Here is a 23,207-nt window from a genome sequence, read left to right on the forward strand (position 1 = left end):
ACAGGTTGGATTCGGGGTTCATTGGGTCGGGACGGGCAGTGACAGCTCGACATCGGTGCTGTCCCGGGTCACGATCACCGTGCCCTGTTCGCCCAGTTTCTTCAGCCGGTAGCCTTCGGCGATCTCGTCGCCCGGCAGCACCGCGTCGCGCACGTCGCAGCGCGATCCGCACAGCAGGAACGTCCTGCCGATGCCTTCCAGTACGACGATGCGCTGACCGCTCTCGCGCCACTCTCCGGCGATCTCGAATGGGATGGCGGCGGCCGGCGGTGCGTCGATCGGCGTATCGAGCGACGGCGGTTCCGGTTCGGGCGCGGGTTCGGGCGCCGCGACCGGCGGCGGGTCGTCGCGCGCCGGCTCCGCGCCGAGCGACGCCCAGCTCTGCGCCGGGAAGACGTCGACGATCGGCGCCAGGCCGCCGCTCTCGTGCGCCGTGCTGCCGCCGGAGATGCAGGCGGCGGCGAGTGCGAGCGCAAGCGGGATCAGGACGGGGCGCATCATGTGTCGGGCCCCAGCAGGCTGACCCGCAGGTCGGCGGTAACCGTGGCGCTGTCGATCCGGTCGCGCTCGATCGACACGCCCTCGATGCGCACCATCGGCTGGTCCGCGATCTCGCGCATCGCTTCGCGCAGCCCGACATAGCTGCCGCTCAGCGCGACGCTGATCGTGAGCCGGCGCAGCTTGCCCTTCATCTCGACTTCGCGGCGATAAGTCGCGTGCTTGCGGTCCATGCCGCGCTGCGACAGGATCTGGAAAATCGAGTACGCCTGCTCGCTGCTGCGCAGTTGCTGCACCTGCTGCAGCGTCATGCCGCCGTCGCCGGCCTGCTTGCCCGGCTTCGGCAGCGCGGCCAGTTCCACCGCGCGCGCCGAACGCTCGGCCTCGAGCTGCTCGCCGTCCGGTTGCAGGTGCAACGCGTGAGCGCCGATCAGCACGACGACCAGTCCGCCCGCCAGCAGCCCCGGCATGCCGAGCTTGGCGCTAGCCGCATAGGCGCCCCAGCGCAGCCGCGCGGCGAGCGCCGTCGTGTCGATTGCTTTCAGGTTCGTCATGGGTGTTCGATACTCAGGCTGAAGTGAAAAATGTTCTTGCCGTCCTCCGCTTTCGTGCGGTGCTGCAGCAGGCCGATCTTGCGGTCCGGGTGACGGTCGTTCAGGCGATCGATGAAGATGTAGATGTGCGACAACTCCGCCGCGCCGCCTTCGATGCGCGCCTCGCGGCCGGCCTTGTCGACCGTCAGCGACTTCAGCGCGATTTGCGGCGTCCACGCATGCTCGATCCAGTCGACCACCGACAGGCCCGAGCCCGCGGCGCTCGTCTTCTGCTCGGCAAGCACACGCTCGATGCGGCGCTGCTCCGGCGTCATGCTCTTCTGCCGGCGCTGCTCGCGCTCGATCGCGCGCTTGCGCTGGTCGATACGGCTTTCGATGCGATCGACCTCGTCGCGCAGTTGGTCGACGCGCGACCACTCGCTCGCGGCGAACGCGCCGGTGAGCAGCGCGCAGCACAGCGCGACGGCCGCCCACGGGGTGACGCGCGCGCGCGGCGCCGCGAAATCCAGTTCGTCGAGGCGTGTCATGCCGCTTCCCCGGATGCGCACGCGGGCACGTCGCCCCGCGCGTCGTCGAGCAGCGTGACGCCGTCCGCGTCCGGCGGCGCGCCGTCGAGCGCACTCGCGAAGGCCGCGCCGGCCAGCGGCTGCCCGGCCATCAGCGCGGCGGCAGCGAACCAGTCGTCGAGCCGCCGGCCGCCCGCGCGCGGCAGCGTGACCACGTCGGCCCACTCGCCCGCGCGACGAAACACGCAGGTGACGACGCGCGGCTGCAGCAGCGCGTAGCGGCAGTCTTCCGCGCTCAGGCGGCCCGCATGCAGGGCGAGCGACGCCGACAGCGCATCGCGCACGCTGACGAGCCGCCAGCCGGCGGCGCGGCTCACTGTCGCGAGCGACGCGAGCAACGTGTCGCAGGCCGCCACCGCGAGGCGTGCACGGCCGTGCCGCCCGGCTTCGATACGGATGCGCAGTGCACCGCGCTGCGCGCGGGCGGCGAACAGTGCGCGCGCATAGCCGTCCCAGGCGGCATCCGACACCAGCCCGTCCTGCCACGGCAGCACGACGCCATGCATCCACGGGTGGCCGACGACGATCTGCAGGCGGTTGCACATCGGCAGACGCTGCTTTGGCAGGTCTCCGAGCACCTGCGCCAGCGCTTCGGCCGGCAGTCCCTCGTGCGCGACGACAACGTGCGGCGGGTCGGCGCGACGCGCGCGCCAGCTGTCGCTCGTCCACACGCGCAGCGTGTCGGCGTCGAGCACCGCGACGGCGTTATTCCACGGCGATCGCACGCTGCACCTCCTGGAACGTTGTCAGCCGCGCGCGAATCGCTGCCAGCCCAGCCTCGCGCATCGACTGATAGTCGGCGTTGTCCGCGAGCGCACGCGTGCGCTTCTCGATCGAGCGTTCGAGCAACGCGACCTTCATCGCCGCGTCGAGCGTCAGCACTTCCGCGAGCCCGATCCGGCCGTGATAGCCGGTGCCGCGGCACGTCTCGCAGCCCGCGCCGGGCACGACCACGCGCTTCAGCTCGTCGAGCGGCGCGTCGCGCAGATCGGCGCCGTGCGCCGCGTCGCCGCAGCGCGCGCAGATCCGGCGCACCAGGCGCTGCGACACGACGCCGTTCAGCGCCTCGAGAAACGTCGACGGTTCCACGCCCATGTAGATGAAGCGGTCGATCACGCTGAACCCGTCGTTCGCATGCACGGTCGACAGCACGCGGTGGCCGGTAAGTGCCGATTGCACGGCGATCGACGCGGTTTCCTCGTCGCGAATCTCGCCGACCATGACCGTGTCGGGATCGTGACGCAGGATCGAGCGCAGCCCGCGCGCGAACGTGAGGCCCTTGCGCTCGTTGACCGGAATCTGCAGCACGCCCTGCAACTCGTATTCGACCGGGTCCTCGATCGTGATGATCTTGTCGTCGCCGGTGTTGACCTCCGACAGCACCGCGTACAGCGTCGTCGACTTGCCGCTGCCGGTCGGCCCCGTCACGAGCATCAGCCCGTACGGACGATGCGCGAGCGCGCGCACGCGCCGCGCCGTCGGCGCATCGAAGCCGAGCACGTCGAGGCTCACGCGGTCGCCGCGCTGCGACTTGTCGAGCACGCGCATCACCGCGTTTTCGCCATGGGTGCCGGGAATGATCGACACGCGGAAATCGATTTCGCGGCCCTGCATCACGACCTTGAAGCGGCCGTCCTGCGGCACGCGCTTCTCCGCGATGTCGAGCGCGGCGAGCACCTTGAGACGCGACAGCGTCTGCGCGGCCGCCTCGAGCCCGGGAATGTGGCGGATCGACTGCAGCACGCCGTCGATCCGGTAGCGGATCGACAGGCCGTCCGGCACCGCTTCGAGATGGATATCGCTGGCGCGGCTCTGCAGCGCGTCATAGAGCGTCGTGTTGACGAGCCGGATGATCGGGCTTTCGTCCTTCGCGATGCTCGCGAGCGAGATCGACTCGATCGCCTGCGCGAGCGAATCGCCCTGCGTATCGATCGTCACGTCATCCATCAGCCGTTCGCTCGACTCGATGTCGCCGAGCAGCCGCTCGACTTCGCCCGGCGCGCTCATCGCCAGTTCGACAGGCCGCGTGCCGAAGCGCGCCAGCAGTTCGTCGCGCACGTGGCGGGCGAACGGATCGGCGACGACCACGCACGGCGCACCGTCGAGTTCGACCGGCAACACGCGCCAGGTCAGCGCGTCGTGCAGCGGCAGCAGGTCAAAGCGCGTGCGCGCCGCACGCAGTGCATCCGCATCGACCGCGCCGATGCCGAGGCACGCGGCCGCTTGTGCGAGCAGCGTCGCATCGGCGCTCAGCAACCCGGCGACATACTGCGCGAAATCGACGCCCGACGCGTCGGATTCCGACTGCCAGCGTTGAACGATGTGTTCCGTTTTCATTGAATTTTCTCCAGTTGGACAGTGGAATCGCGAACGCCTTGGCGTCACGGCTATCCGACGCTGCCGGCCAATTCGAAGATCGGCATGTAGAGCAGCAGGACCACCGCGCCGACCGTCGCGCCCACCGCGAGCATCAGTACCGGTTCGAACACCTTGCTGAGCATCTCGATCGCGCGGTCGAGCGCGCCGTCGTGAAACTGCGCGATGTGCTCGCACATCCCGCCGAGGTCGCCGCTCTGTTCGCCCACGCGCAACAGCCGCTCGGCGACCGACGTCGTCAATCCATGCGCGGCGAGCACGGCCGCGACCGGCCGCCCTGCGCGCATCTCGGTCAGCGCGACGGCGAGCCGCGCGCGAAAGTGCTCGGGCAACACCTTGCCGGACAGTTCCAGCGCGACGATCGCCGGCGTGCCGCCCGCGATCAGCAGGCCGACGGTCCGGTAGAACCGCGTGAGGGCGAACAGCGCGCAGATGTCGCGCACTTTCGGCGCACGCCACATCAGGCGCTGCATCGCGCGCTTGAAGGCAGCCGAGCGCACCGCCAGCACCGCGCCGACGAACGACGCCGCAACCGCGAGCCCGACCGCCATCCCGTTCTCGCGCAGCAGGGTCGCCCACCAGAGCATCGCGCGGGCCGTCGCCGGCAGCGTCGCGAGCGACTCGAACACCACGGCGAAACGCGGAATCACGAAGAACGCCATGAACAGCAGGATCGCGATGCCGACGCCGATCACGACAGCCGGATAGATCAGCGCGCCGATCACGCGCTTGCGAACCTGTTCGATTCGCACTTCGTATTGCTGATAGCGCTTGAGGACAACCGGCAACTGGCCGCTGCCCTCCGAGGATTCGATCGTCGCGACGAGCAGCGCCGGAAAAATGGTCGGCTGCTGCGCGAGCGCCTTCGACAACGGCTGGCCCTCGACCATCACCGCCAGGATCCGGTCGATCACGTGTTTCGCGTCCCTGCCCGAATCCGCCTTGTCGCGCAGTGCCTCGAGTGCCTCGATCAGCACGAGGCCCGCGTCGAGCAGCGTCGACAGTTCCTGCAGGAACAGCGCCAGCGCGAACTTCGGCGTGCGCCGGCGGCGCCCGAAGCGGGTATCGCGCCGAACCTCGAGCACGACCGCGCCCTGCGCCGCGAACCGCGCACGCACGTCCGTCTCGCTCGCCGCTTCGACCGCCTGCTGCGTGACCTTGCCGCCGGCCAGCACGCGTACCCGAAATGCGTCCATCGCTACCTCCGCCATTCGTCGAGCAGCGCGAGGCTTGCATCGCGATCGCTCGTCAGCGCGTGGTACACGCGCCAGACCTTGGTCGCATAAGCCTTGCGCGCCGGCTCTCGTTTGGTCGACGAGCCGGCGTTGTACGCGCCGACCGCGTTCCACGTGTAGCCGTGCCGGTCGATGAATCCGGCGAGAATCGACGCACCGGTGTCGATCGACGTGCACGGCTCGTCGATCAACCGCTTGTGCGTCACGCCAACCTTGACGAGACGCGGCAGATGCGAACTGTTGATCTGCATCAGCCCGATGTCGTAGGTGCCGTTCCGGTTCCAGTTCATCGCGCGCGGATTCAGCGCGGATTCCACTTTCGCGATCGCGACCAGCAGCAACGGATCGATGCCGTGCCGATCGCCCGCCCGGGTCCAGCAATCCTTGGCCGCGGCGCCGGATACGCAGGCGGCGAACAGCGCCACCCCCGCGATCCAGCGGCGCGGACCCTTACATGCCATAGACGAGGTCCGCATCGAGGCCACTCCCGCCGACACGACCGTCCCGTCCGAGCGACACGATCTCCGCCTCGCCTTCGCGGCCCGGCACGTTCCATTGGTATGCGCGGCCCCAGCCGTCCTTCGGCACGGCCTTCGCGAGGTACGGACCGTTCCAGCCGTCGCTGCCTTGCGGCTGCGCGACCAGCGAGTCGAGCCCTTCGTCGGCCGTCGGATAGCGGCCGGTGTCGAGCCGGAATTGCGTGGCCGCGTCACCCAGCGTCTTCATCTGCGCTTCAGTCGACTTGACCTTGGCCTTGTCGACCTGCGAGAACAGCTTCGGACCGACATAGCCGGCCAGGAGCGCGATGATCAGCAGCACGACCAGCAGCTCCAGCAGCGTAAAACCCTGCTGGCCGCGGCGCGTTGCCCATTTCCGGTAGTTCTGTTTCACGTCGTTTGCCCTCTGTAGAGATCCCGGCACGGCGTCGCGGCCGGGGGCCGTCGTGTTGCAGACGGCAGGTGAATGAGGCGCTTTCGGAGAGGCTGGTTCGATTGAAGGAAAGCGCCGATCGATGAGGTCATTTTCCCGGGCGAAGGGAAGTGCCACCACCTTCATCAACGAAATATCAACGGCTGTTTTGAATCGGTCGATCCGCGGCCGCGCGTCAATAAAAAAAGCCGCGCGCATTGCTGCGCGCGGCTCGCCTCAACGCCTTTTCAGGTCGTTACTTGCTGCAGGCACCCACGTCCTTCCACACCTTGCCGGTATGGTCGGCACCCGTCGACGCCGGATCGCCCGGGACCTCGTTCTGGGTCCACCAGCGCGCCTCGTACGTGCGGCCGTTGTGCTGCACTTTCGCACCGCCCGTGTAGGCCGTGCCCTGCTTCCATGCGGCCTGGCACTGCGCGCCTTCGCCGCCGCCCGATTCGCCGGTCAGCTTGAACGTGGTGGTTTCCTGCTTCAGCGTGCCGCCGTCGATCTGCGACGTCGCCACGGCCGTGTGGTCGCCCGCCTTCGCGTTCGCGATGTCGACGTTCACGTCGCCCTGCATACGCATCGTCGACGACTTCGAGCCGACCAGCGAGTTCGCCGCGTCGTAAACCTTCACCGTGACGTTGGTGTCCTTCGCGTGGTTGAACTTCAGGAAGAACTTCGCGGTCGCCTTGCCGTTCTGGATCTTGAACTCGCCGTTGTTCGAGATGCTGAAGCCTTCGTCGAGGCCGCCTTCCGGCTGATGATCGATCGTCGTCTCGGTACGCACGATGCCGCTGGTACTTTTCGAGAACACGTCGTTCTTGCCGAGCGCGGGCTCGATGCGGCCGTCGCGCTCGACGCCGGCGATCAGGCTCGCCGCCTGGGTGCGGTTGATTTCCTTCGCGAGCAGCATCGGCCACATGTTGCGCTCGCCCTGCTGCGCGGAACCGATCGTCACCGTGGTCTTCATCGACGGTACTTCGCCGCCCGACTTGAACACGCGGTTCGTGACCTTGTCGCCGGTCTTCAGGTCCATCGTCGGCGCGATGCTGCCGACGTTCGACCAGTTCGGCTTGCCCGGATCGGTCGGACCGCCGGCGTCGGTGATGTTCAGGTCGGCCACGTTGTAGAACATGCCGGCCGTATCGCCGACGTGCCACGTCGTCAGCATCACGTGATGGCCCTTCTTGTCCGACGGGATCGTGCAGCTGTGCGGGCCGATCTCGTCGGCTTTCTTCATCCCGCCGTCGATCGTGCAGAACGGCGTCAGGTCGAACTGCTCGCGCGTGAGCTTCGCGTTCGGATTCCAGCCCTGCTTCGTCAGGTAGTACTTGAATTCCTTCGTCACGTGCGGCGCGGTGAACGTCCACTTGAACTTCTGCGCGCCCGGCTTGATGTCGGTGATCTTCCAGCGATCGACCGACTGCTCGTTGAGTTCGCTGAACTGCGTCACGCCGCCGCTCGCGATCTCGCCGTCCGGCGCGCCGGCGGCCGGGAAGCCCTGCTTGCCTTCGACGCTTTGCGGTTCATAGGTGACCGAACCGCAGTTGAAGTTTTCGATCTTGCCCGCCTTCGAGCTGCACAGCAGGTTGCGCGACGGCGGCTCCGACAGGTAGCCGTGGGCAAATGCGGCTTGCGCGAAGAACATCGACGCGCAGGCTACGAGCGGCGACAGGGTAAAGAGGGTCTTTTTAGCTGATCGGGTTCTCATCTGATTTCGTTTGGTTGAGCGTTGAATGGGATTGCCTCGTTAAGAGAATCGCGAGCGATCCGCCGGAATGTGCGTGACGCACGTCCTGCTGACGAAACGCTGGGTGCAGTATCGTCAGGCGCCGCGCGTCGGCGTACCTTCCTGAACGATCTCTCAAAGATTCGTCGTCCCCCGCCCGTTATCCGCTTTCCCCCTGCCCGTCCGCTTTTAGATTGCGTTGAGAATCGTTGCCGCCATGCCGCCCAGGAAAAAGAATGTGCTCGCTTTCCCGCACTCTTTTTCAACACCTGGATGGATGGTTATCAAATTGAAATCGCATAAACGCACTCCCGACATCGTGATCCGCCGCCGCTCGCTGCGCCGTGCGCACGTTGCCTATGCCGCGCTCGCGGCGGCCAGCGCACTGAGCTTCGCGAACGCCGCGCTGGCCGCGCCCGGCAAGCCCAGCCTGAAGCAGTACGAAATCACGTCGCAGCCGCACGGCTTCGTCGAGATCGACATGCAGAAGGCCGGCGTCGCGCCGTACAAGGACATCGTCAAGCTGAACAAGAAGGTCGACGTGCCGCTGCCGTTCGACATCTGGAGCAACGGCACCGCCGTGAAGGCGGTCGCGGTGGTCGACGGCGTCGTCGATCCGGCGTCGGAGGTCAGGATGACGCCCGGCGGCACGCAAAGCGGCCAGGTGGTCGCGAACGTGAAGACGCCCGGCGTGAAGAAGATGCAGGTCCGCGTGATCGACGCCAACGGCGCGGCGAGCGACAGCGCGCCGCTCGACGTGGTCGTGTTCGACACGATTTCCGAACTGGCGGACGACCTGCCGAACAACGCGAGCAAGAACCACAAGCCGTATGCGAACACGACCGGCTCGGTGGTCGGCACCTACTTCGCGACCTGGTCGATCTACGACCGCAAGTTCAACGTCGACAACGTGCCGGTCGAGAACCTCACGCACATGCTGTACGGCTTCATCCCGATCTGCGGCGGCACGGACGTGAACGCGTCGCTCGCGAAGGACCTGCCGGGCTCGTTCAACACGCTGATGCAAAGCTGCAAGGGCCTGCCCGACTACAGCGTCGCGATCCACGACACCTACGGCGAGATGGCCAAGACCTTGCCGGGCCAGACCGCGAATTCGAAGCTCAAGGGCGTGCTCGGCCAGATGATGGCGGCGAAGAAGCGCAACCCGAACCTGAAGATCCTCCCGTCGATCGGCGGCTGGACGCTATCCGACCCGTTCTTCCAGATGCACGATCCGGCGAAGCGCAAGGTGTTCGTCGATTCGACCGAACAACTGCTGCGCACATGGAAGTTCTTCGACGGCGTCGACATCGACTGGGAATTCCCCGGCGGCAAGGGCGTGAATCCGTCGCTCGGCGATCCGGTGAAGGACGGCCCGCTGTACGTGACGCTGATGAAGGAACTGCGGCAGATGCTCGACAAGCTGTCGCAGGAAAGCGGCCGGACCTACGAGCTGACGTCGGCGATCGGCGCGGGCAAGGACAAGATCGACGTGGTGAACTACAAGGAAGCCACGAAGTACATGGACTACATCTTCGACATGACGTACGACTTCTACGGTGCGTTCAGTCTGACGGATCTGGGCCATCAAACCGCGCTGTACGCGCCGAACTGGAAGCCGGACACCGCGTACACGACCCACAACTCGATCAAGGCGCTGCTCGCGCAGGGCGTCGATCCGAAGAAGCTCGTGGTCGGCGCGGCGGCGTATGCGCGCGGCTGGAACGGCGTGCACGGCTATGCCGACGGCAATCCGTTCACCGGCACGGCGACGGGCCCGCACAAGGGCCAGTGGGAACCGGGCATCCTCGACTACAAGAAGCTCAAGGCGGAGATGATCGGGCCGAACAACACCGGCATCAACGGTTACGAATATCACTACGACCAGACGGCCGAAGCGCCGTACGTCTTCAACAAGGGCACCGGCGAACTCCTCACGTTCGACGACGAGCGTTCGGTCCTCGCCAAGGGCGACTACGTGCGCGCGCATCAGCTGGGCGGCATGTTCTCGTGGGAAATCGACGCGGACAACGGCGACATCCTGAACGCGATGCACAAGGGCCTCGGCCACGGCGACGAAGGCGGCGGCGGGGCCGAAAACCATCCGCCGGTCGCGAACGCGGGGGCCGACCTGACGGTGACCGGGCCGCAGAAGGTGACGCTCGATGCGTCGAAGTCGCGCGACCCCGACGGCGACAAGCTGAGCTTCAAGTGGGAACAGGTCGGCGGCGATCCGCTGAAGCTCGTCAATACGACGAGCGCGACGGCGAGCGTCGACGTTCCGTCGGTCAAACAGGACACGAAGTACACGTTCCGCGTGACGGTCACCGACCCGGCCGGGTTGAAGGATACGGCGCAGGTCGTCGTGACCGCGCAGGCGGAAGCGACGGTCGAGCCATCGCCGGGCGAAAACCGCCCGCCGGTCGCGCACCTCGGCGGCCCGGCGACGGTTGAAGCCGGCCAGGCCGTGACGCTGTCGGCCGCGAAGTCGACCGACCCGGACGGCGACAAGCTGAGCTTCAAGTGGAGCGTCCCGACCGGCATCAACGCAACGCCGAACGGCGCGACGTTGAACTTCACCGCGCCCGAACTCGCGAAGGACCAGTCGTTCACGTTCTCGGTCACGGTCAGCGACGGCAAGCTGTCGAGCACCGCGAAACACACGGTGCTCGTGAAGGCGAAGGATATGGGCGGCGGCGCAGGTGGCGAAGGCGGCGGCAATGGTGGCGGCGACTACCCGGCATACAAGGCCGGTACGCAATACAACGCCGGCGACATCGTGTCGAACCTCGGCAAGCTGTACCAGTGCAAGCCGTTCCCGTACAGCGGCTGGTGCTCCGGCGCGCCGGCGGCATACGAACCGGGCAAGGGCTTCGCGTGGAACGACGCGTGGACGCTCCACGGTGACGGCGGCAACGGCGGCGGTAACGGTGGCGGCGAAGGCGGTGGTAACGGCGGCGGCAACGGCGGCGGTGAAGGTGGCGGCGAAGGCGGCAACAACGGCGGCGGCGACCACCCGCAGTACAAGGAAGGGACGAAGTACAGCGCCGGCGACATCGTCTCCAACAACGGCAAGCTGTTCCGCTGCAAGCCGTTCCCGTACACCAACTGGTGCTCGATGGCGGCCTGGGCTTACGAGCCGGGCAAGGGCACCGCATGGGACCAGGCATGGGAGGAGCACAAGGAGTAAGACTGACGTGTCAGGTTCGGCCGGCCGCGCCATCGTGGCGCCCCGGCCGATGTGAAACCCGCGTCTACCGACGCACAACGGCAAATGCCGGAATCGCCCTCGCCTCGTGCGGGGGCGTTTTCGTTTCCGGAGCAGGCGATGCGTAGCCGTTTCAGATGTCGGTTTCCGGCTCTTGCCGTGCCACTGCGCGTGCTTGCGTGCGTCACCGGGTCGGCCTGCAGGGTCGGCCTGCAAATACGCCGGGTAGTCCGCGCGATTGCCGACAGGACCGGGCCGGCGGACCATCATCGCCAGGTGGCATCCGCGGCATCGCCGTCGCGCAGTACGCGGCACGCGGCACGCGGCACGCGGCACGACAGCGAGACACACGCAACCCTTTCGCGTTTCCCGCCGCTCGAGCGAGGCACACGCCACGTCATTCGACGGTCTATCGGGCCTCCGTTTTGCCTTCATGACGAACGCCGCGCCCGAACGCAAAAAGGCCGGACCCCGTGCAGTACAGGATCCGGCCTTTCATCGCCCCGGTTTCAATCCTCGCCCGGCTTCGGCAAAGCGCACCCGCGCCACCGTTCCGGCGCTCAGCCGGTCACGCGTCGTCGAGCATTTGCGCAACGGTTCTCGGCAAGCGTACGGTAAAGCGGCTGCCCTGCCCCGGCGCCGACGTCACCTCGACCGATCCGCCGTGGCGCTCGATCACCGCCTTCACGAACGGCAGCCCGAGGCCGACCCCGCGGCTTGCGTCGCGATACGTGCCGGCGACCTGAAAGAACGGCTCGAACAGCCGTGGCATCGCGTCGGCCGGGATGCCGATCCCCTGGTCCTGCACCGCCACCGAAACCTGCCGGTCGTCGGCGTCGATCCACACGTCGACCACCGTCTCCTCGGCCGAGTACTTGATCGCGTTGTCGAGCAGGTTGGTCAACGCGCGCAGCAGCATGTCGCGATTGCCGAGGACGAACACGTCGTCGCCATCGTAATGCGGGCCCTCGACGCGGATGCGCTTCCCGTTCGCGCTGTGCCAGACATGATCGACCGCTTCCGTCGCAAGATCGTTCGCCGACATCGGCACGTACGCGTGCGTATCGAGGTGCTCCGCGCGCGACAACTGCGTGAAATCCTGCGCGACGCGCAGGCTGTAGTCGACGAGCTTGTGCAGGTCGGCCAGGAAATCCTCGTCGCTCGCGCCGTCGGCCTGGTTGCGCTCCTCGAGCAGCGACAGCACCGTCGACAGCGGGTTGCGCAGATCGTGCGCCATGTGCCGCAGCGTGCGCCGGTCGCTTTCGACCGCGGCCTTGATGTTGTGGATATCGACGAGGCAGATCATGCTCGCGGTCGAACTGTGCCGTTCGCCATCGCCGAACGGCGTCACCATCACCATCTGCGTGCGCCCGTTCAGCGCCAGCTCGGCCGAATGGATCTTGCCGCTTGCCTTCGCGGTCAGCACTTCGTCGCGCACGATCGTCAGCACGCGCCGTACCGCCGCGTCGCCATCGGCGTCGAGCGCCGCCAGCATCGCGCGGCCGCGTGCGTTACACATCAGCATCTCGCCACGCTGTTCGACGAAGATCGGATACGGCAGCGTCTCGATCATGTCGACATACGCCGTCCGCCACTCGCGAATGCTTTGCATCGCGAGTTCGACTTCATCCGTCGCCGGCAGTGCGCTGCCCGCGTCGGCCGCGGGCGGCAAGCCGACGAACGCGTGCTGGCCGGCCAGCCCGCGCAGCATCCCGTATTCGCTCAGCAGGAACGCCCGCAGACTGCCGGCGCGCCGCCAGCCACACATCGCGAAAATCAAGACGCACACGGCAAGCAACGGCCCGATCGGTGCCCAGTACGACCCATGCACGAGCAGCATCACTTCGGCGGCGACGAACGCGGCCAGCCACCCGATCGCGAATGCGTACATGCGCCAGCCCGGCACCAGCAGGCAGATCAGCAGCATCCCCGTCGCGACCGCGATGCTGACGGCGATCTGGATCGCCATCGGCTCGCGCCACAGGATGTGGCCGTCGATCAGCGCCTGCGTCACCAGCGCGTCCACCTCGACGCGGCGCAGCCGTCCGCCCGCCGACGTCGACAGGTCGTAGAGGCCCGACAGATCCATCGCGTCGCCGATGAAGACGATGCGGCCGCGCCACGCCGACTCAGGGATCCGCCCCTTCAGCACATCGACGTACGAATAGTGCTCGAGATCGAAGCGCGCCGGCAGGAACAGCGCGAGCGAACTCGCTTCGACATGCCCGAGCCTGGACACGTGGTCCTGCACGTGGAGGCGCACGTCGCCGGCCGGCAGCGACATACCCGCGACACGGATCGCCTGCAACGCGACATGCGACAGTTCGTGATCCGAATCGCCAGTCCGGACGTACGGCACGATACCCTGCACCAGATGGTCGCTGCCGAGCACGACGCTGCGCTGGCCGACGGCCGCCGCCGCGCCGCGCAACCGCGGCGCGGGCAGCAGCACGGTGTCGGCGCGCGTGCCCTCCGGCGACACGTGGACGGGCAGCACGACCCGCCCGTGCCGGGCGAGCGCAGCCGCGAGCGCGTCGTCGCCGCGCCCCGGGCTGAACATCGTCATGTCGAGCACGACGCTCGATGCACTGCCCAGGCGATCGAGCACTTGTGCATGGGCGGCTCGCGTATAGCTTGCGTCGCCACCCAGTTCGGCGACCGTCTTCTTGTCGATCGAGATGACGACGACATCGTCGCGCGCGCCGTGATCGACGCCGGTCGTGACCAGATTCCAGTACAGACGGTCGAGCGGAGACAGCAGCGTCTCGGCCGCCGGCGTACAGCTGAGCGCCGCCAGCAATGCAACGCCGGCCGACAGCGGCCAGACGGCGGGCCGCACGGATGTCGCGATTGTCCAGACTCGATTGAGCCAGTCAGGCATGGGATGGCATTCCTCGTTATTGTTTTATTTGCCCGAGTTCGATGGGTGCGCATTTCCTGAATTGTCTGCGGCGGACCGGCCGCATTCTTCGTCGCACAGGCGATCCCGCCACGCTGCTACCGTGCAGGCGGGCCCGGGTTCCTCAACACACAACCGCGCCGCATTCGGCTGTCGGTTACCAGACCGACATGTTGCTCGAATCGATTTGATTTTTTTCAAGCGCCAGATTCAATTATCTCTTGTCCCATTGAATTTATCCCAACTTTAGTACTCGTCTTATCCCTCGAAATTGAGCGTGTGGCCGATGACAAGGATGGATGGCAGACCTGCCGCCGTTGTCCGCAACCGGGCTACGGGCCGCGGGGCCGGCTCGCGTCGATACGGGACCGCTGCGACGGAACTTCGCCGTGCAACGGGGGCGTTTCCGATCCGTCGAGGCACGAGCGGGCGATCGAGCGCGAACGCATATTTTTTGCGGGCTCCCATGGAATTGTGTTGACAGCCACTTGGGACCGGCTATAATTGCGGTCTTTCGCATCGCAGCAAGCGAAACGTGCCCAGGTGGCGGAATTGGTAGACGCACTAGGTTCAGGTCCTAGCGGTGGCAACATCGTGGAGGTTCGAGTCCTCTCCTGGGCACCATCTGTTTTTGAAAAGGTCGGCTTCTAGCCGGCCTTTTTTCATTTCCGGCCCGGGAAGCAAAGCGCCTGCGCGCTTTGCGTGAGGACTCGAAAGGCTGCGCTTGCAAGCGCAGCCGGGGTCGCGCATGTGTGACCGAGTCCTCTCCTAGGCACCATCTGCTTTAGAAAGGTCGGCTTCTAGTCGGCCTTTTTTCATTTCGGCACTGGCATCGCGAGTGCCTGTCTTCGGCCCTTATGTCGGCCGCTCCGATCGATAGCAGAATTTATCGGTTATCAATCGCCCTCCCCGTTGTTACGTTAGCCGCCTCGCTTTCAACGCATCCAACGAGGAGCACCCTTCATGACGTCGATGAACCGCCGCGCATTCGCGCGCGCGATGCTGGCCGCGGGCCTCGCTGCCGCCGGTGTCCGCGCGCATGCCGAGAACGCGCCGGCCACGCTGCGCATCGGTTACCAGAAGTCGTCGACGCTGATCACGCTGCTCAAGACGCGTGGCACGCTCGAGCAGGCGCTGACGCCGCTCGGCCTGCGTGCGTCATGGCATGAATTCGCTAGCGGATTGCCGCTGACCGAAGCGCTCAACGTCGGCGCCATCGACTTCAGTGCCGACGTGGCCGATACGGTCCCGGTCTTCGCGCAGGCCGCGCATGCGCGTTTCGTGTACGTCGCGCAGGAGGCGCCTTCGCCGAAGGCGCAGGCGATCGTCGTCAAGCAGGACAGCACGCTGCGCACGCTCGCCGATCTCAAGGGCCGGCGTATCGCGGTCACGAAGGCGGCCGGCAGCCACTACCTGCTGCTTGCCGCGCTCGCACGCGCGAAGCTCGCGCCCGCCGATGTGGCGATCCATTACCTGACGCCCGCGGACGGCCGCGCCGCATTCGAGCGCGGCAGCGTGGACGCATGGATCACGTGGGATCCCTATGTCGCGTCAGTCGACCGGAATCCCGACGTCCGGATCCTGGCCGACGGCAACGGACTCGCGTCGTACCAGCGCTATTACCTCGCATCGAGCACCTTTGCCGCCGCGCGCCCCGACGTCGTCCAGATTCTGTTCGACCAACTGTCGCTGGCCGGCGCGTGGCTGCGCGACCATCCGCAGGACGCCGCGAACACGCTCGCGCCGATCTGGGGGCTCGATGCCGCGACGATCGCGCGGGCGAATACGCGACGCAGCTACCTCGTCCGCGCGGTGGCCACGCAAAACTTCGGCGAACAGCAGAAGATCGCCGATACGTTCCTGGCGGCCGGACTGCTGCCCGCCCGCGTCGATACGAGCCAGGCCCAGCGCTGGAATTTCACGGCGAAGCGCGCGGAGCCGGTCGGCGCGTGACGATCTCGCCGCCTAAGGCGCGCAATATTTTTGCTGCTTCGGATGAAATTGTGTTGACAGACTCCGCCAGCACGCTAAAATAGCGGTCTTCGCATCGCAGCAAGCGAAACGTGCCCAGGTGGCGGAATTGGTAGACGCACTAGGTTCAGGTCCTAGCGGTGGCAACATCGTGGAGGTTCGAGTCCTCTCCTGGGCACCATCTGTTTTTGAAAAGGTCGGCTTCTAGCCGGCCTTTTTTCATTTCAAGCCCAGGAAGCAAAGCGCCTGCGCGCTTTGCGCGAGGACTCGAAAGGCTGCGCTTGCAAGCGCAGCCGGGGTCGCGCATGTGTGACCGAGTCCTCTCCTGGGCACCATCTGTTTTTAAAAAGGTCGGCTTCTAGCCGGCCTTTTTTCATTTCCGTCGCCGCAGGCGTCGATCCCGCGGCGACATCGTGATTACACCGTCCCGGTGACGCGCACGACATGCTGAATCCCGTCCCTCGCCATCTTCGCGTACGGACAAATCGCCTCCGTCTCCGCGACCAGCTCCCGCGCAGCTTCCGCGTCGACGCCCGGCATGCCGACCTCGATATCGAGCGCGATTGCAAACAGGCCATCCGCCGGATCGCGCTGAAACGTTGCGCTGGCCGCGATCGCGAGATCGGACGGCAGGCGAATTCGACGCTTCATCGCCACCAGCGTCAACGCGCCATGAAAGCACGCCGCGAAGCCAGCCGCGAACAACTGCTCCGGATTCGTACCGCCACCCGCGCCACCCAGTTCAACCGGCAGGCGCAACGACACATCCAGTTCGCCGGTTGTCGAACGCGCGCGTCCGGACGATCGTCCGTGGGCCGCTTCGCCGCCGGTGACGGTCACCGTCGTCGTGTAAAGCGGCAGCGGTTCGCTGCCGGTATAAGGATCGAGCAGCGATACCGAAGGCCGCGTCGGACGATGCATGGCGTTTCTCCCGAGTGCGGACGCTGAACGGCCTCTGCCGTATTGCGCCCAATGAACGATCGACGCTGCCGGCCCCGCATCACGCGGCGCCCCGCAGACATCGCCCTCTTCCGGCTGCCCTGTCGCGTGCAGTCCGGCCGGTAATCGTGACCTACGACCGGCAGCAAATCCATCAGACGAATTCGAAATTCCCGGCCTCGCAGCGGGCCGCGGGCGCCCGCGCCCGGCCCTCATTTCCGGATACAACCGGGATTTCCCTAGGCTGACAGGCCGTCGCTCACGCGGTTAAATAAATCAACGTGATTTATTTAATGCGTCGACACCTGACGCACCATGGAAGGAGACGCCATGAGAAGCCCGCACTTCGGCCAGGGAAGCAACTCGGCCAACGTGCGCCGTTACAACGAGCGCCTGCTGCTGAAAACGCTGCGCCGCGCGGGCAGCGCGTCGAAGGCCGATCTCGCCCGTCTCGCGAGCATGACGGGTACGGCGGTCGGCAGCATCATCGCGTCACTCGCCGACGCGAAGCTGATCGAATTCGCGGGCCGCACCGAAGGCCAGCGCGGCCAGCCCGCGTCGCTGATCCGCCTCGATCCGCGCGGCGCGTTCGGCATCGGCGTCCATCTCGACCGGATGCGCATCGAGACGGCGCTCGTCAACTTCGCGGGCGACGTGCTCGGCCGCCGCTCGCACGACACGCTGCTGCCCCCGCCCGCCGACGTGCTCGAGATCGTGCGTCACGACATCGACGCGATGCAGGCCCTGCTCCCCGACCATGAACGCGCCCGCCTGACCGGCATCGGCGTCGCGCAGCCGTACAACCTCGGCGCGTGGATGCGCGAGCTCGGCCTCGCGCCCGACACGTTCCGCGCGTGGGAAGACGTCGATTTCGCGGCCGACCTCGGTCGCACGCTGTCGCTGCCCGTATTCGGCGAAAACGACGGCAACGCGGCCGCAATCGCCGAACTGTTCTACGGGTACGGCCGGCAATGCGACGACTTCGTCTACCTGTTCATCGGGCCGGCGATCGGCGGCGGGATCGCGATCGACGGCGACTGCCTGCGCGGCGTGACCGGCAACGCGGGCGACATCGCGGTGATTCCGGTGCCGCCGGGCCGGCTGGCGTCCGCGCCGCCGCCGCGCGGCCAGTGGGACATCCTGCTCGCGCGCGCATCGCTGCATGCGCTCGTGCGCCACCTGCGCCATCACGGCGAGACGGTCGAGAGCCGCGCCGATCTCGAAGCGTGCATCGCCCGCGGCCTGCCGGCCGTCGACGAATGGATCGACGATTGCGTCGACGCGCTCGCGCCGGCGTTGCGCGCGGTGCTGTGCGTGATCGACGCGCCGGTGGTCGTGATCGACGCCGACACCGACGCGGGCCTGCTCGACGCGGTCACGACCCGCCTGCGCGCGGCGCTCGTGGCCACCGCGCCCGAGGCACGCGGCACGCCCGTGCTCGTGCGCGGCACGTTCGGCGCCGACGCCGGCGCGATCGGCGCCGCCACGCTGCCGATGTTTTTCAACTTCTCCCCGCGGGCCGGCATCCTCAAGGGCGCCCGCACCGACTCGCAGGAGGTCAACCATGTCGCGATCTGAGTCGCCCCGTCCGTTGCTCGAAATGCGCGGGATTAGCAAGACGTTCCCGGCCGTACGCGCGCTCGACAACGTCAGCCTGACCGTCTATCCGGGCGAGATCCATTCGCTGATGGGCGAGAACGGCGCGGGCAAATCGACGCTGATGAAGATCCTGTCGGGCGCATACCGCGCCGACGCCGGCGGCGAGATCCTGATCGATGGCGAACGCATCGACATCGACGGCCCGCTCGCCGCGCGCGATGCCGGCGTCGCGGTGATCTACCAGGAGCTGTGCCTGTCGCCGAACCTGACCGTCGCGGAAAACATCTACGTCGGCCGCGAACTGCGCCGCGGCAACCGGCGCTGGGGCACCATCGACCGCGCGGCGATGGCGCGCGACTGCCAGGACGTGCTCGCGCGCCTGGGCGCCCCGTTCGGCCCCGACACGCTCGTCGACACGCTGTCGATCGCCGAACAGCAGCTCGTCGAAATCGCCCGCGCCGTGCACACCCGCGCCCGCATCCTCGTGATGGACGAGCCGACCACGCCGCTGTCGTCGCGCGAAACCGAACACCTGTTCCGCCTGATCCGCCAGTTGCGCGAGGAAGGTCTCGCGATCATCTACATCAGCCATCGGATGGCGGAGATCTACGAGTTGTCCGACCGCGTGTCGGTACTGCGCGACGGCGCGTACGTCGGCACGCTCGAACGCGAGGCGCTGTCGGCCGAGCGGCTCGTCGCGATGATGGTCGGCCGCGACATCTCCGGCTTCTACAAGAAGGAACACGCGCCGTACGACCCCGGCCACTTGCTGCTGTCGGTCCGCGACATCGCCGACGGCGCGCGCGTACGCGGCTGCAGCCTCGACCTGCATGCGGGCGAGGTGCTCGGCATCGCGGGCCTCGTCGGCGCGGGCCGCACCGAGCTCGCGCGGCTGATCTTCGGCGCCGAGCCGCGCGTGCGCGGCGACGTGAAGCTGGGCGAGCGCACGTTCAGCGCGCACTCGCCGCGCGACGCGATCGACGCGGGCCTCGTCTACCTGACCGAGGACCGCAAGCGCCAGGGCCTGTTCCTCGACATGAGCGTGCGCGACAACATCAACATCTCGGTGTGCAACCGCGATGCCCGGCTCGGCGCGCTCGATCTCGCCCGCGGCGCCGCACGCGCACGCGACGCGATCGCATCGCTGTCGATCCGCGTACCGCACGCGAACGTCAACGTCGGCGCGCTGTCGGGCGGCAACCAGCAGAAAGTGCTGCTGTCGCGCCTGCTCGAGACGAAGCCGCGCGTGCTGATCCTCGACGAACCGACGCGCGGCGTCGACATCGGCGCGAAATCCGAGATCTACCGGATCATCAACGAGCTGGCCCGTGCCGGCGTGGGCGTGATCGTGATCTCGAGCGAACTGCCGGAAATCATCGGCGTCGCCGACCGCGTGCTCGTGATGCGCGAAGGCGAGATCGCGGGCGAACTCGGCGGCCACACGCATACGCCGATCACGCAGGAAGCGATCATCGCGCTCGCCACCGGCTCGCAGGCCGAACTGGCCGACGCGCACTAAGCGCCGCCTCTTTTCATTTCACTCTCACATTCAGGCTACCGAAATGATCAACCCGACCAAGCAGCGGAACCTCGCTTCCGCGACCGCCCACCCGGTCGCCAACCGCACGCCCCTGATGCGCGGCGCCGATCATCGCGCCCGCATGCAATCGCTGATCCGCACGGCCGGCATGCTGCCGGTGCTGCTGGTCCTGTGCGCCGGCTTCGGCTTCCTGACCGACGGCTTCTTCACGCTGCAGAACCTGTCGATCGTCACGCAGCAGGCGTCGATCAACATCGTGCTCGCCGCCGGCATGACCTTCGTGATCCTGACGGGCGGCATCGACCTGTCGGTCGGCTCGGTGCTCGCCGCCGCGGCCGTCGCGGCGCTCATCGCATCGACCATTCCCGGCTGGGGCTGGCTCGGCGTGCCGTTCGCGCTCGCGGTCGGCCTCGTGTTCGGCGCGATCAACGGCGGGCTGATCTCGTTCCTGCGCCTGCCGCCGTTCATCGTCACGCTCGGCGCGATGACGGCCGTGCGCGGCGTCGCACGCCTGATCGGCAACGACACGACCGTGTTCAATCCGCAACTGCCGTTCGCGTTCATCGGCAACGGCTCGATCCTCGGCGTGCCGTGGCTCGTCGTGATCGCATGCGCAGTGATCGCGATCTCGTGGTTCATCCTGCGCCGCACGGTGCTCGGGATGCGGATCTATTCGGTCGGCGGCAACCCGGAAGCCGCGCGCCTGTCCGGCATCAACGTGCGGGCGATCCAGATGTTCGTGTATGCGGCGTCGGGCCTGCTCGCCGGCCTCGGCGCGGTGATGTCGGCCGCGCGCCTGTATGCGGCCAACGGCCTGCAGCTCGGCCAGTCGTACGAGCTCGACGCGATCGCCGCGGTGATCCTCGGCGGCACGAGCTTCGTCGGCGGCGTCGGGTCGATCGTCGGCACGCTGATCGGCGCGCTGATCATCGCGGTGCTGACCAACGGCCTCGTGCTGCTCGGCGTGTCCGACATCTGGCAGTACATCATCAAGGGGCTCGTGATCATCGGCGCGGTCGCGCTCGACCGCTATCGCCAGCGCGATTCGGCCCGGACCTGACACCTTCCCTCACCACGCATTCCTTACCGTTCCACCATCGGGGCGCAGGCAGGTCCTCCTGCGCCCGTTCGCCAACAGACCTCACGGAGACACAACGACATGTTCAAGCACACCGCCGCCCTGACTGCCGCCGCCTGCGTACTCGCCTTCGGCGCCGCCGCCGCCCATGCAGCCGACAAGCCGCTGAAATCGATCGGCGTCACGGTCGGGTCGCTCGGCAATCCGTACTTCGTCACGATCGTGAAAGGCGCCGAAGCGCGTGCGAAGCAGCTCAACCCGAATGCGAAGGTCACGGCCGTATCGGCCGACTACGACCTGAACAAGCAGTTCACGCAGATCGACAACTTCATCTCCGCGCACGTCGACATGATCCTGCTCAACGCAACCGACCCGAAGGCGATCGAGCCGGCGGTGAAGAAGGCGCAGGCGGCCGGCATCACGGTCGTCGCGGTGGACGTCGCGGCGGCCGGCGCGAACGCGACCGTGCAGACCAACAACGTGAAGGCCGGCGAACTCGCGTGCGACTACCTCGCGAAGAAGCTGAACGGCAAGGGCAACGTGATCATCGAGAACGGCCCGCAGGTGTCGGCCGTGATCGATCGCGTGAACGGCTGCAAGGCCGTGCTCGCGAAAAACGCCGGCATCAAGCTGCTGTCGAGCGACCAGGACGGCAAGGGCTCGCGCGAAGGCGGGATGAACGCGATGCAGGGCTACCTGACGCGCTTTCCGAAGCTCGACGGCGTGTTCACGATCAACGACCCGCAGGCGATCGGCAGCGATCTCGCGGCGAAACAGCTGAACCGCCCGAACGTCGTGATCACGTCGGTCGACGGCGCGCCCGACATCGAGGTGGCGCTGAAGTCCAACACGCTCGTGCAGGCGTCGTCGAGCCAGGATCCGTGGGCGATGGCGCAGCAGGCCGTCAACGTCGGCTACGGGATCATGAACGGCCAGAAGCCGGCCAATCCGATGATCCTGATCGAGCCGACGCTCATCACGCGCGACAACGTGAAGACCTACAAGGGCTGGAGCGCCCCGCGCTGATCGCGGCGATCGCCCGCGAGGCCGGGCGGTGCCGGGCCGCGTCGCCGCACGCGACGGCCCGCATCGCCCGACCGTTCAGATTCAGATCAACCGCTGTACGGCCGCGCGCGATGCCGCGGCACAAGGTTTCCACATGACGACGACGTTTCCCCGCCTGATCGTTTTCGGCGAAGCGCTGACCGATTTCATCCGCGACGACGCCCAGCACTGGCACAGCATCGCCGGCGGCTCGTGCTGGAACGTCGCGCGCGTCGGCGCGCGACTCGGCGCGCCGACGGCCTTCGCCGGCACGGTCAGCCGCGACACCTTCGGCGACGAGCTGATGCGCAAGAGCGCCGACGCGGGGCTCGACATGCGTTTCATCCGGCAGGTCGACCGCGCACCGCTGCTCGCGATGGTCGTATCGAAGCAGCCGCCCCACTATTTCTTCATCGGCGAAAACAGCGCCGATCTCGCGTTCGATCCGGCCGACTTGCCCGCCGGCGCCTTCGACGCGGCCGACATCGTGCACGTCGGCTCGCTCGGTGTCGTGCGCGAGCCGCTCGCGTCGCGCCTGATCGAACTCGCGCAGGCCGCGCGCGCGGCCGGCAAGCGAATCTCGTTCGACCCGAACTTCCGTGCGCCGATGGCTGCGCCGTCGTATCGCGACACGCTGCGCCGGCTGGCCGCGCTCGCCGACTGGATCAAGGTATCCGACGAGGATCTGCGCGGGCTGTTTCCGGAACTCGACGAAGCGGCCGCGCTCGCGCAACTGCGTGCGTGGGCGCCCGACGCGACGATGCTCGTCACGCGCGGCGCGGCCGGCATGCAGCTGCTGCATCGCGATACCGTGCTGTTCCAGCCCGCGTTCCCGACCGAAGTTGCCGACACGGTCGGCTGCGGCGATGCGAGCATCGGCGGCTGGCTCGCGAGCCAGCTTGCACGGCCCGATGCGCCGGCCGCCGAGCATCTGTGCTACGCGGCCGCGTGCGCGGCCGTCGCCTGTGCACATGCGGGCGCCTATGCGCCGACGGCCGCGGAAGTGGCCGACATGATCGAGCGCACCGCAGCTAGCGCCGCGCTTTCGCAATAGAC

General features: G+C 67.1%; 18 protein-coding genes and 2 tRNA genes. 9 read left to right on the plus strand and 11 right to left on the minus strand.

Going from position 1 to position 23,207, the window contains the following annotated elements:
* Window positions 1-18: 18 nt before the first annotated feature.
* From HWW87_RS08420 to gbpA, 9 genes are all read right to left on the minus strand, one after another.
* Window positions 19-501 (minus strand): hypothetical protein, encoded by a 483-nt coding sequence (locus tag HWW87_RS08420; protein WP_174429435.1) that lies wholly within the window; start codon window positions 499-501, stop codon window positions 19-21.
* Window positions 498-1,052 carry a hypothetical protein gene (locus tag HWW87_RS08425; RefSeq protein WP_175819922.1) on the minus strand — a complete coding sequence of 185 codons (555 nt, stop codon included), beginning with the start codon at window positions 1,050-1,052 and terminating at the stop codon, window positions 498-500. The genes HWW87_RS08420 and HWW87_RS08425 overlap by 4 nt, the downstream gene beginning before the upstream one ends.
* Window positions 1,049-1,579, minus strand: a complete 531-nt coding sequence (locus tag HWW87_RS08430; protein ID WP_175819923.1) for a hypothetical protein — start codon at window positions 1,577-1,579, stop codon at window positions 1,049-1,051. Before HWW87_RS08430 ends, HWW87_RS08425 begins: the two co-directional genes overlap by 4 nt.
* Complete coding sequence (locus tag HWW87_RS08435) at window positions 1,576-2,343, minus strand: hypothetical protein (RefSeq protein ID WP_244107155.1); 768 nt, start codon at window positions 2,341-2,343, stop codon at window positions 1,576-1,578. The genes HWW87_RS08430 and HWW87_RS08435 overlap by 4 nt, the downstream gene beginning before the upstream one ends.
* Window positions 2,324-3,955: a GspE/PulE family protein gene (locus HWW87_RS08440; RefSeq protein ID WP_175819924.1), complete on the minus strand. Its 1,632-nt coding sequence runs from the start codon at window positions 3,953-3,955 to the stop codon at window positions 2,324-2,326. The genes HWW87_RS08435 and HWW87_RS08440 overlap by 20 nt, the downstream gene beginning before the upstream one ends.
* A 50-nt stretch (window positions 3,956-4,005) precedes the next feature.
* Window positions 4,006-5,190, minus strand: coding sequence for a type II secretion system F family protein (locus tag HWW87_RS08445; RefSeq protein ID WP_175819925.1), 1,185 nt, complete (start codon window positions 5,188-5,190; stop codon window positions 4,006-4,008).
* A gap of 2 nt (window positions 5,191-5,192) precedes the next feature.
* Entirely contained in the window at window positions 5,193-5,705 is a 513-nt protein-coding gene (locus HWW87_RS08450; RefSeq protein WP_175819926.1) for a lytic transglycosylase domain-containing protein, read from the minus strand.
* Complete coding sequence (gene gspG / locus HWW87_RS08455) at window positions 5,680-6,120, minus strand: type II secretion system major pseudopilin GspG (protein WP_174429441.1); 441 nt, start codon at window positions 6,118-6,120, stop codon at window positions 5,680-5,682. The genes HWW87_RS08450 and gspG overlap by 26 nt, the downstream gene beginning before the upstream one ends.
* A gap of 274 nt (window positions 6,121-6,394) precedes the next feature.
* Window positions 6,395-7,855 carry an N-acetylglucosamine-binding protein GbpA gene (gene gbpA / locus HWW87_RS08460; RefSeq protein WP_175819927.1) on the minus strand — a complete coding sequence of 487 codons (1,461 nt, stop codon included), beginning with the start codon at window positions 7,853-7,855 and terminating at the stop codon, window positions 6,395-6,397.
* Window positions 7,856-8,162: 307 nt separating this feature from the next.
* On the opposite strand from gbpA, the gene HWW87_RS08465 reads away from it, so the two are divergent.
* A complete protein-coding gene (locus HWW87_RS08465; protein WP_279608010.1) occupies window positions 8,163-11,063 on the plus strand; it encodes a glycosyl hydrolase family 18 protein in 2,901 nt (966 codons plus the stop codon).
* Window positions 11,064-11,649: 586 nt separating this feature from the next.
* Here the strand turns inward: HWW87_RS08465 and HWW87_RS08470 are convergent.
* Window positions 11,650-13,962, minus strand: coding sequence for an ATP-binding protein (locus tag HWW87_RS08470; RefSeq protein ID WP_175819929.1), 2,313 nt, complete (start codon window positions 13,960-13,962; stop codon window positions 11,650-11,652).
* A 555-nt stretch (window positions 13,963-14,517) separates the two neighbouring features.
* On the opposite strand from HWW87_RS08470, the gene HWW87_RS08475 reads away from it, so the two are divergent.
* The 3 genes from HWW87_RS08475 (at window position 14,518) to HWW87_RS08485 (ending at window position 16,132) form a co-directional block, all read left to right on the plus strand.
* Window positions 14,518-14,604, plus strand: a tRNA-Leu gene (locus HWW87_RS08475).
* Window positions 14,605-14,943: 339 nt separating this feature from the next.
* A complete protein-coding gene (locus tag HWW87_RS08480) occupies window positions 14,944-15,933 on the plus strand; it encodes an aliphatic sulfonate ABC transporter substrate-binding protein (protein ID WP_175819930.1) in 990 nt (329 codons plus the stop codon).
* 112 nt (window positions 15,934-16,045) lie between these two features.
* Window positions 16,046-16,132: transfer RNA gene (locus HWW87_RS08485), tRNA-Leu, on the plus strand.
* 236 nt (window positions 16,133-16,368) lie between these two features.
* Here HWW87_RS08485 and HWW87_RS08490 read toward each other — a convergent pair.
* Window positions 16,369-16,872 (minus strand): Ohr family peroxiredoxin, encoded by a 504-nt coding sequence (locus HWW87_RS08490; protein WP_175819931.1) that lies wholly within the window; start codon window positions 16,870-16,872, stop codon window positions 16,369-16,371.
* Between the two features lie 348 nt (window positions 16,873-17,220).
* On the opposite strand from HWW87_RS08490, the gene HWW87_RS08495 reads away from it, so the two are divergent.
* From HWW87_RS08495 to HWW87_RS08515, 5 genes are all read left to right on the plus strand, one after another.
* Window positions 17,221-18,468 carry an ROK family protein gene (locus HWW87_RS08495; RefSeq protein ID WP_175819932.1) on the plus strand — a complete coding sequence of 416 codons (1,248 nt, stop codon included), beginning with the start codon at window positions 17,221-17,223 and terminating at the stop codon, window positions 18,466-18,468.
* Window positions 18,455-20,008, plus strand: coding sequence for a sugar ABC transporter ATP-binding protein (locus HWW87_RS08500; protein WP_175819933.1), 1,554 nt, complete (start codon window positions 18,455-18,457; stop codon window positions 20,006-20,008). The genes HWW87_RS08495 and HWW87_RS08500 overlap by 14 nt, the downstream gene beginning before the upstream one ends.
* A gap of 43 nt (window positions 20,009-20,051) precedes the next feature.
* Complete coding sequence (locus HWW87_RS08505; RefSeq protein WP_174386665.1) at window positions 20,052-21,089, plus strand: ribose ABC transporter permease; 1,038 nt, start codon at window positions 20,052-20,054, stop codon at window positions 21,087-21,089.
* A gap of 99 nt (window positions 21,090-21,188) precedes the next feature.
* The gene (locus tag HWW87_RS08510; RefSeq protein ID WP_175819934.1) at window positions 21,189-22,133 is read left to right on the plus strand and encodes an ABC transporter substrate-binding protein; all 945 of its coding nucleotides are present in this window, start codon (window positions 21,189-21,191) and stop codon (window positions 22,131-22,133) included.
* A 133-nt stretch (window positions 22,134-22,266) separates the two neighbouring features.
* Window positions 22,267-23,205, plus strand: a complete 939-nt coding sequence (locus HWW87_RS08515) for a carbohydrate kinase (protein ID WP_175819935.1) — start codon at window positions 22,267-22,269, stop codon at window positions 23,203-23,205.
* Window positions 23,206-23,207: the final 2 nt, after the last annotated feature.

The organism is Burkholderia sp. BCC0419 (assembly GCF_902830285.1).
Classification (GTDB): domain Bacteria; phylum Pseudomonadota; class Gammaproteobacteria; order Burkholderiales; family Burkholderiaceae; genus Burkholderia.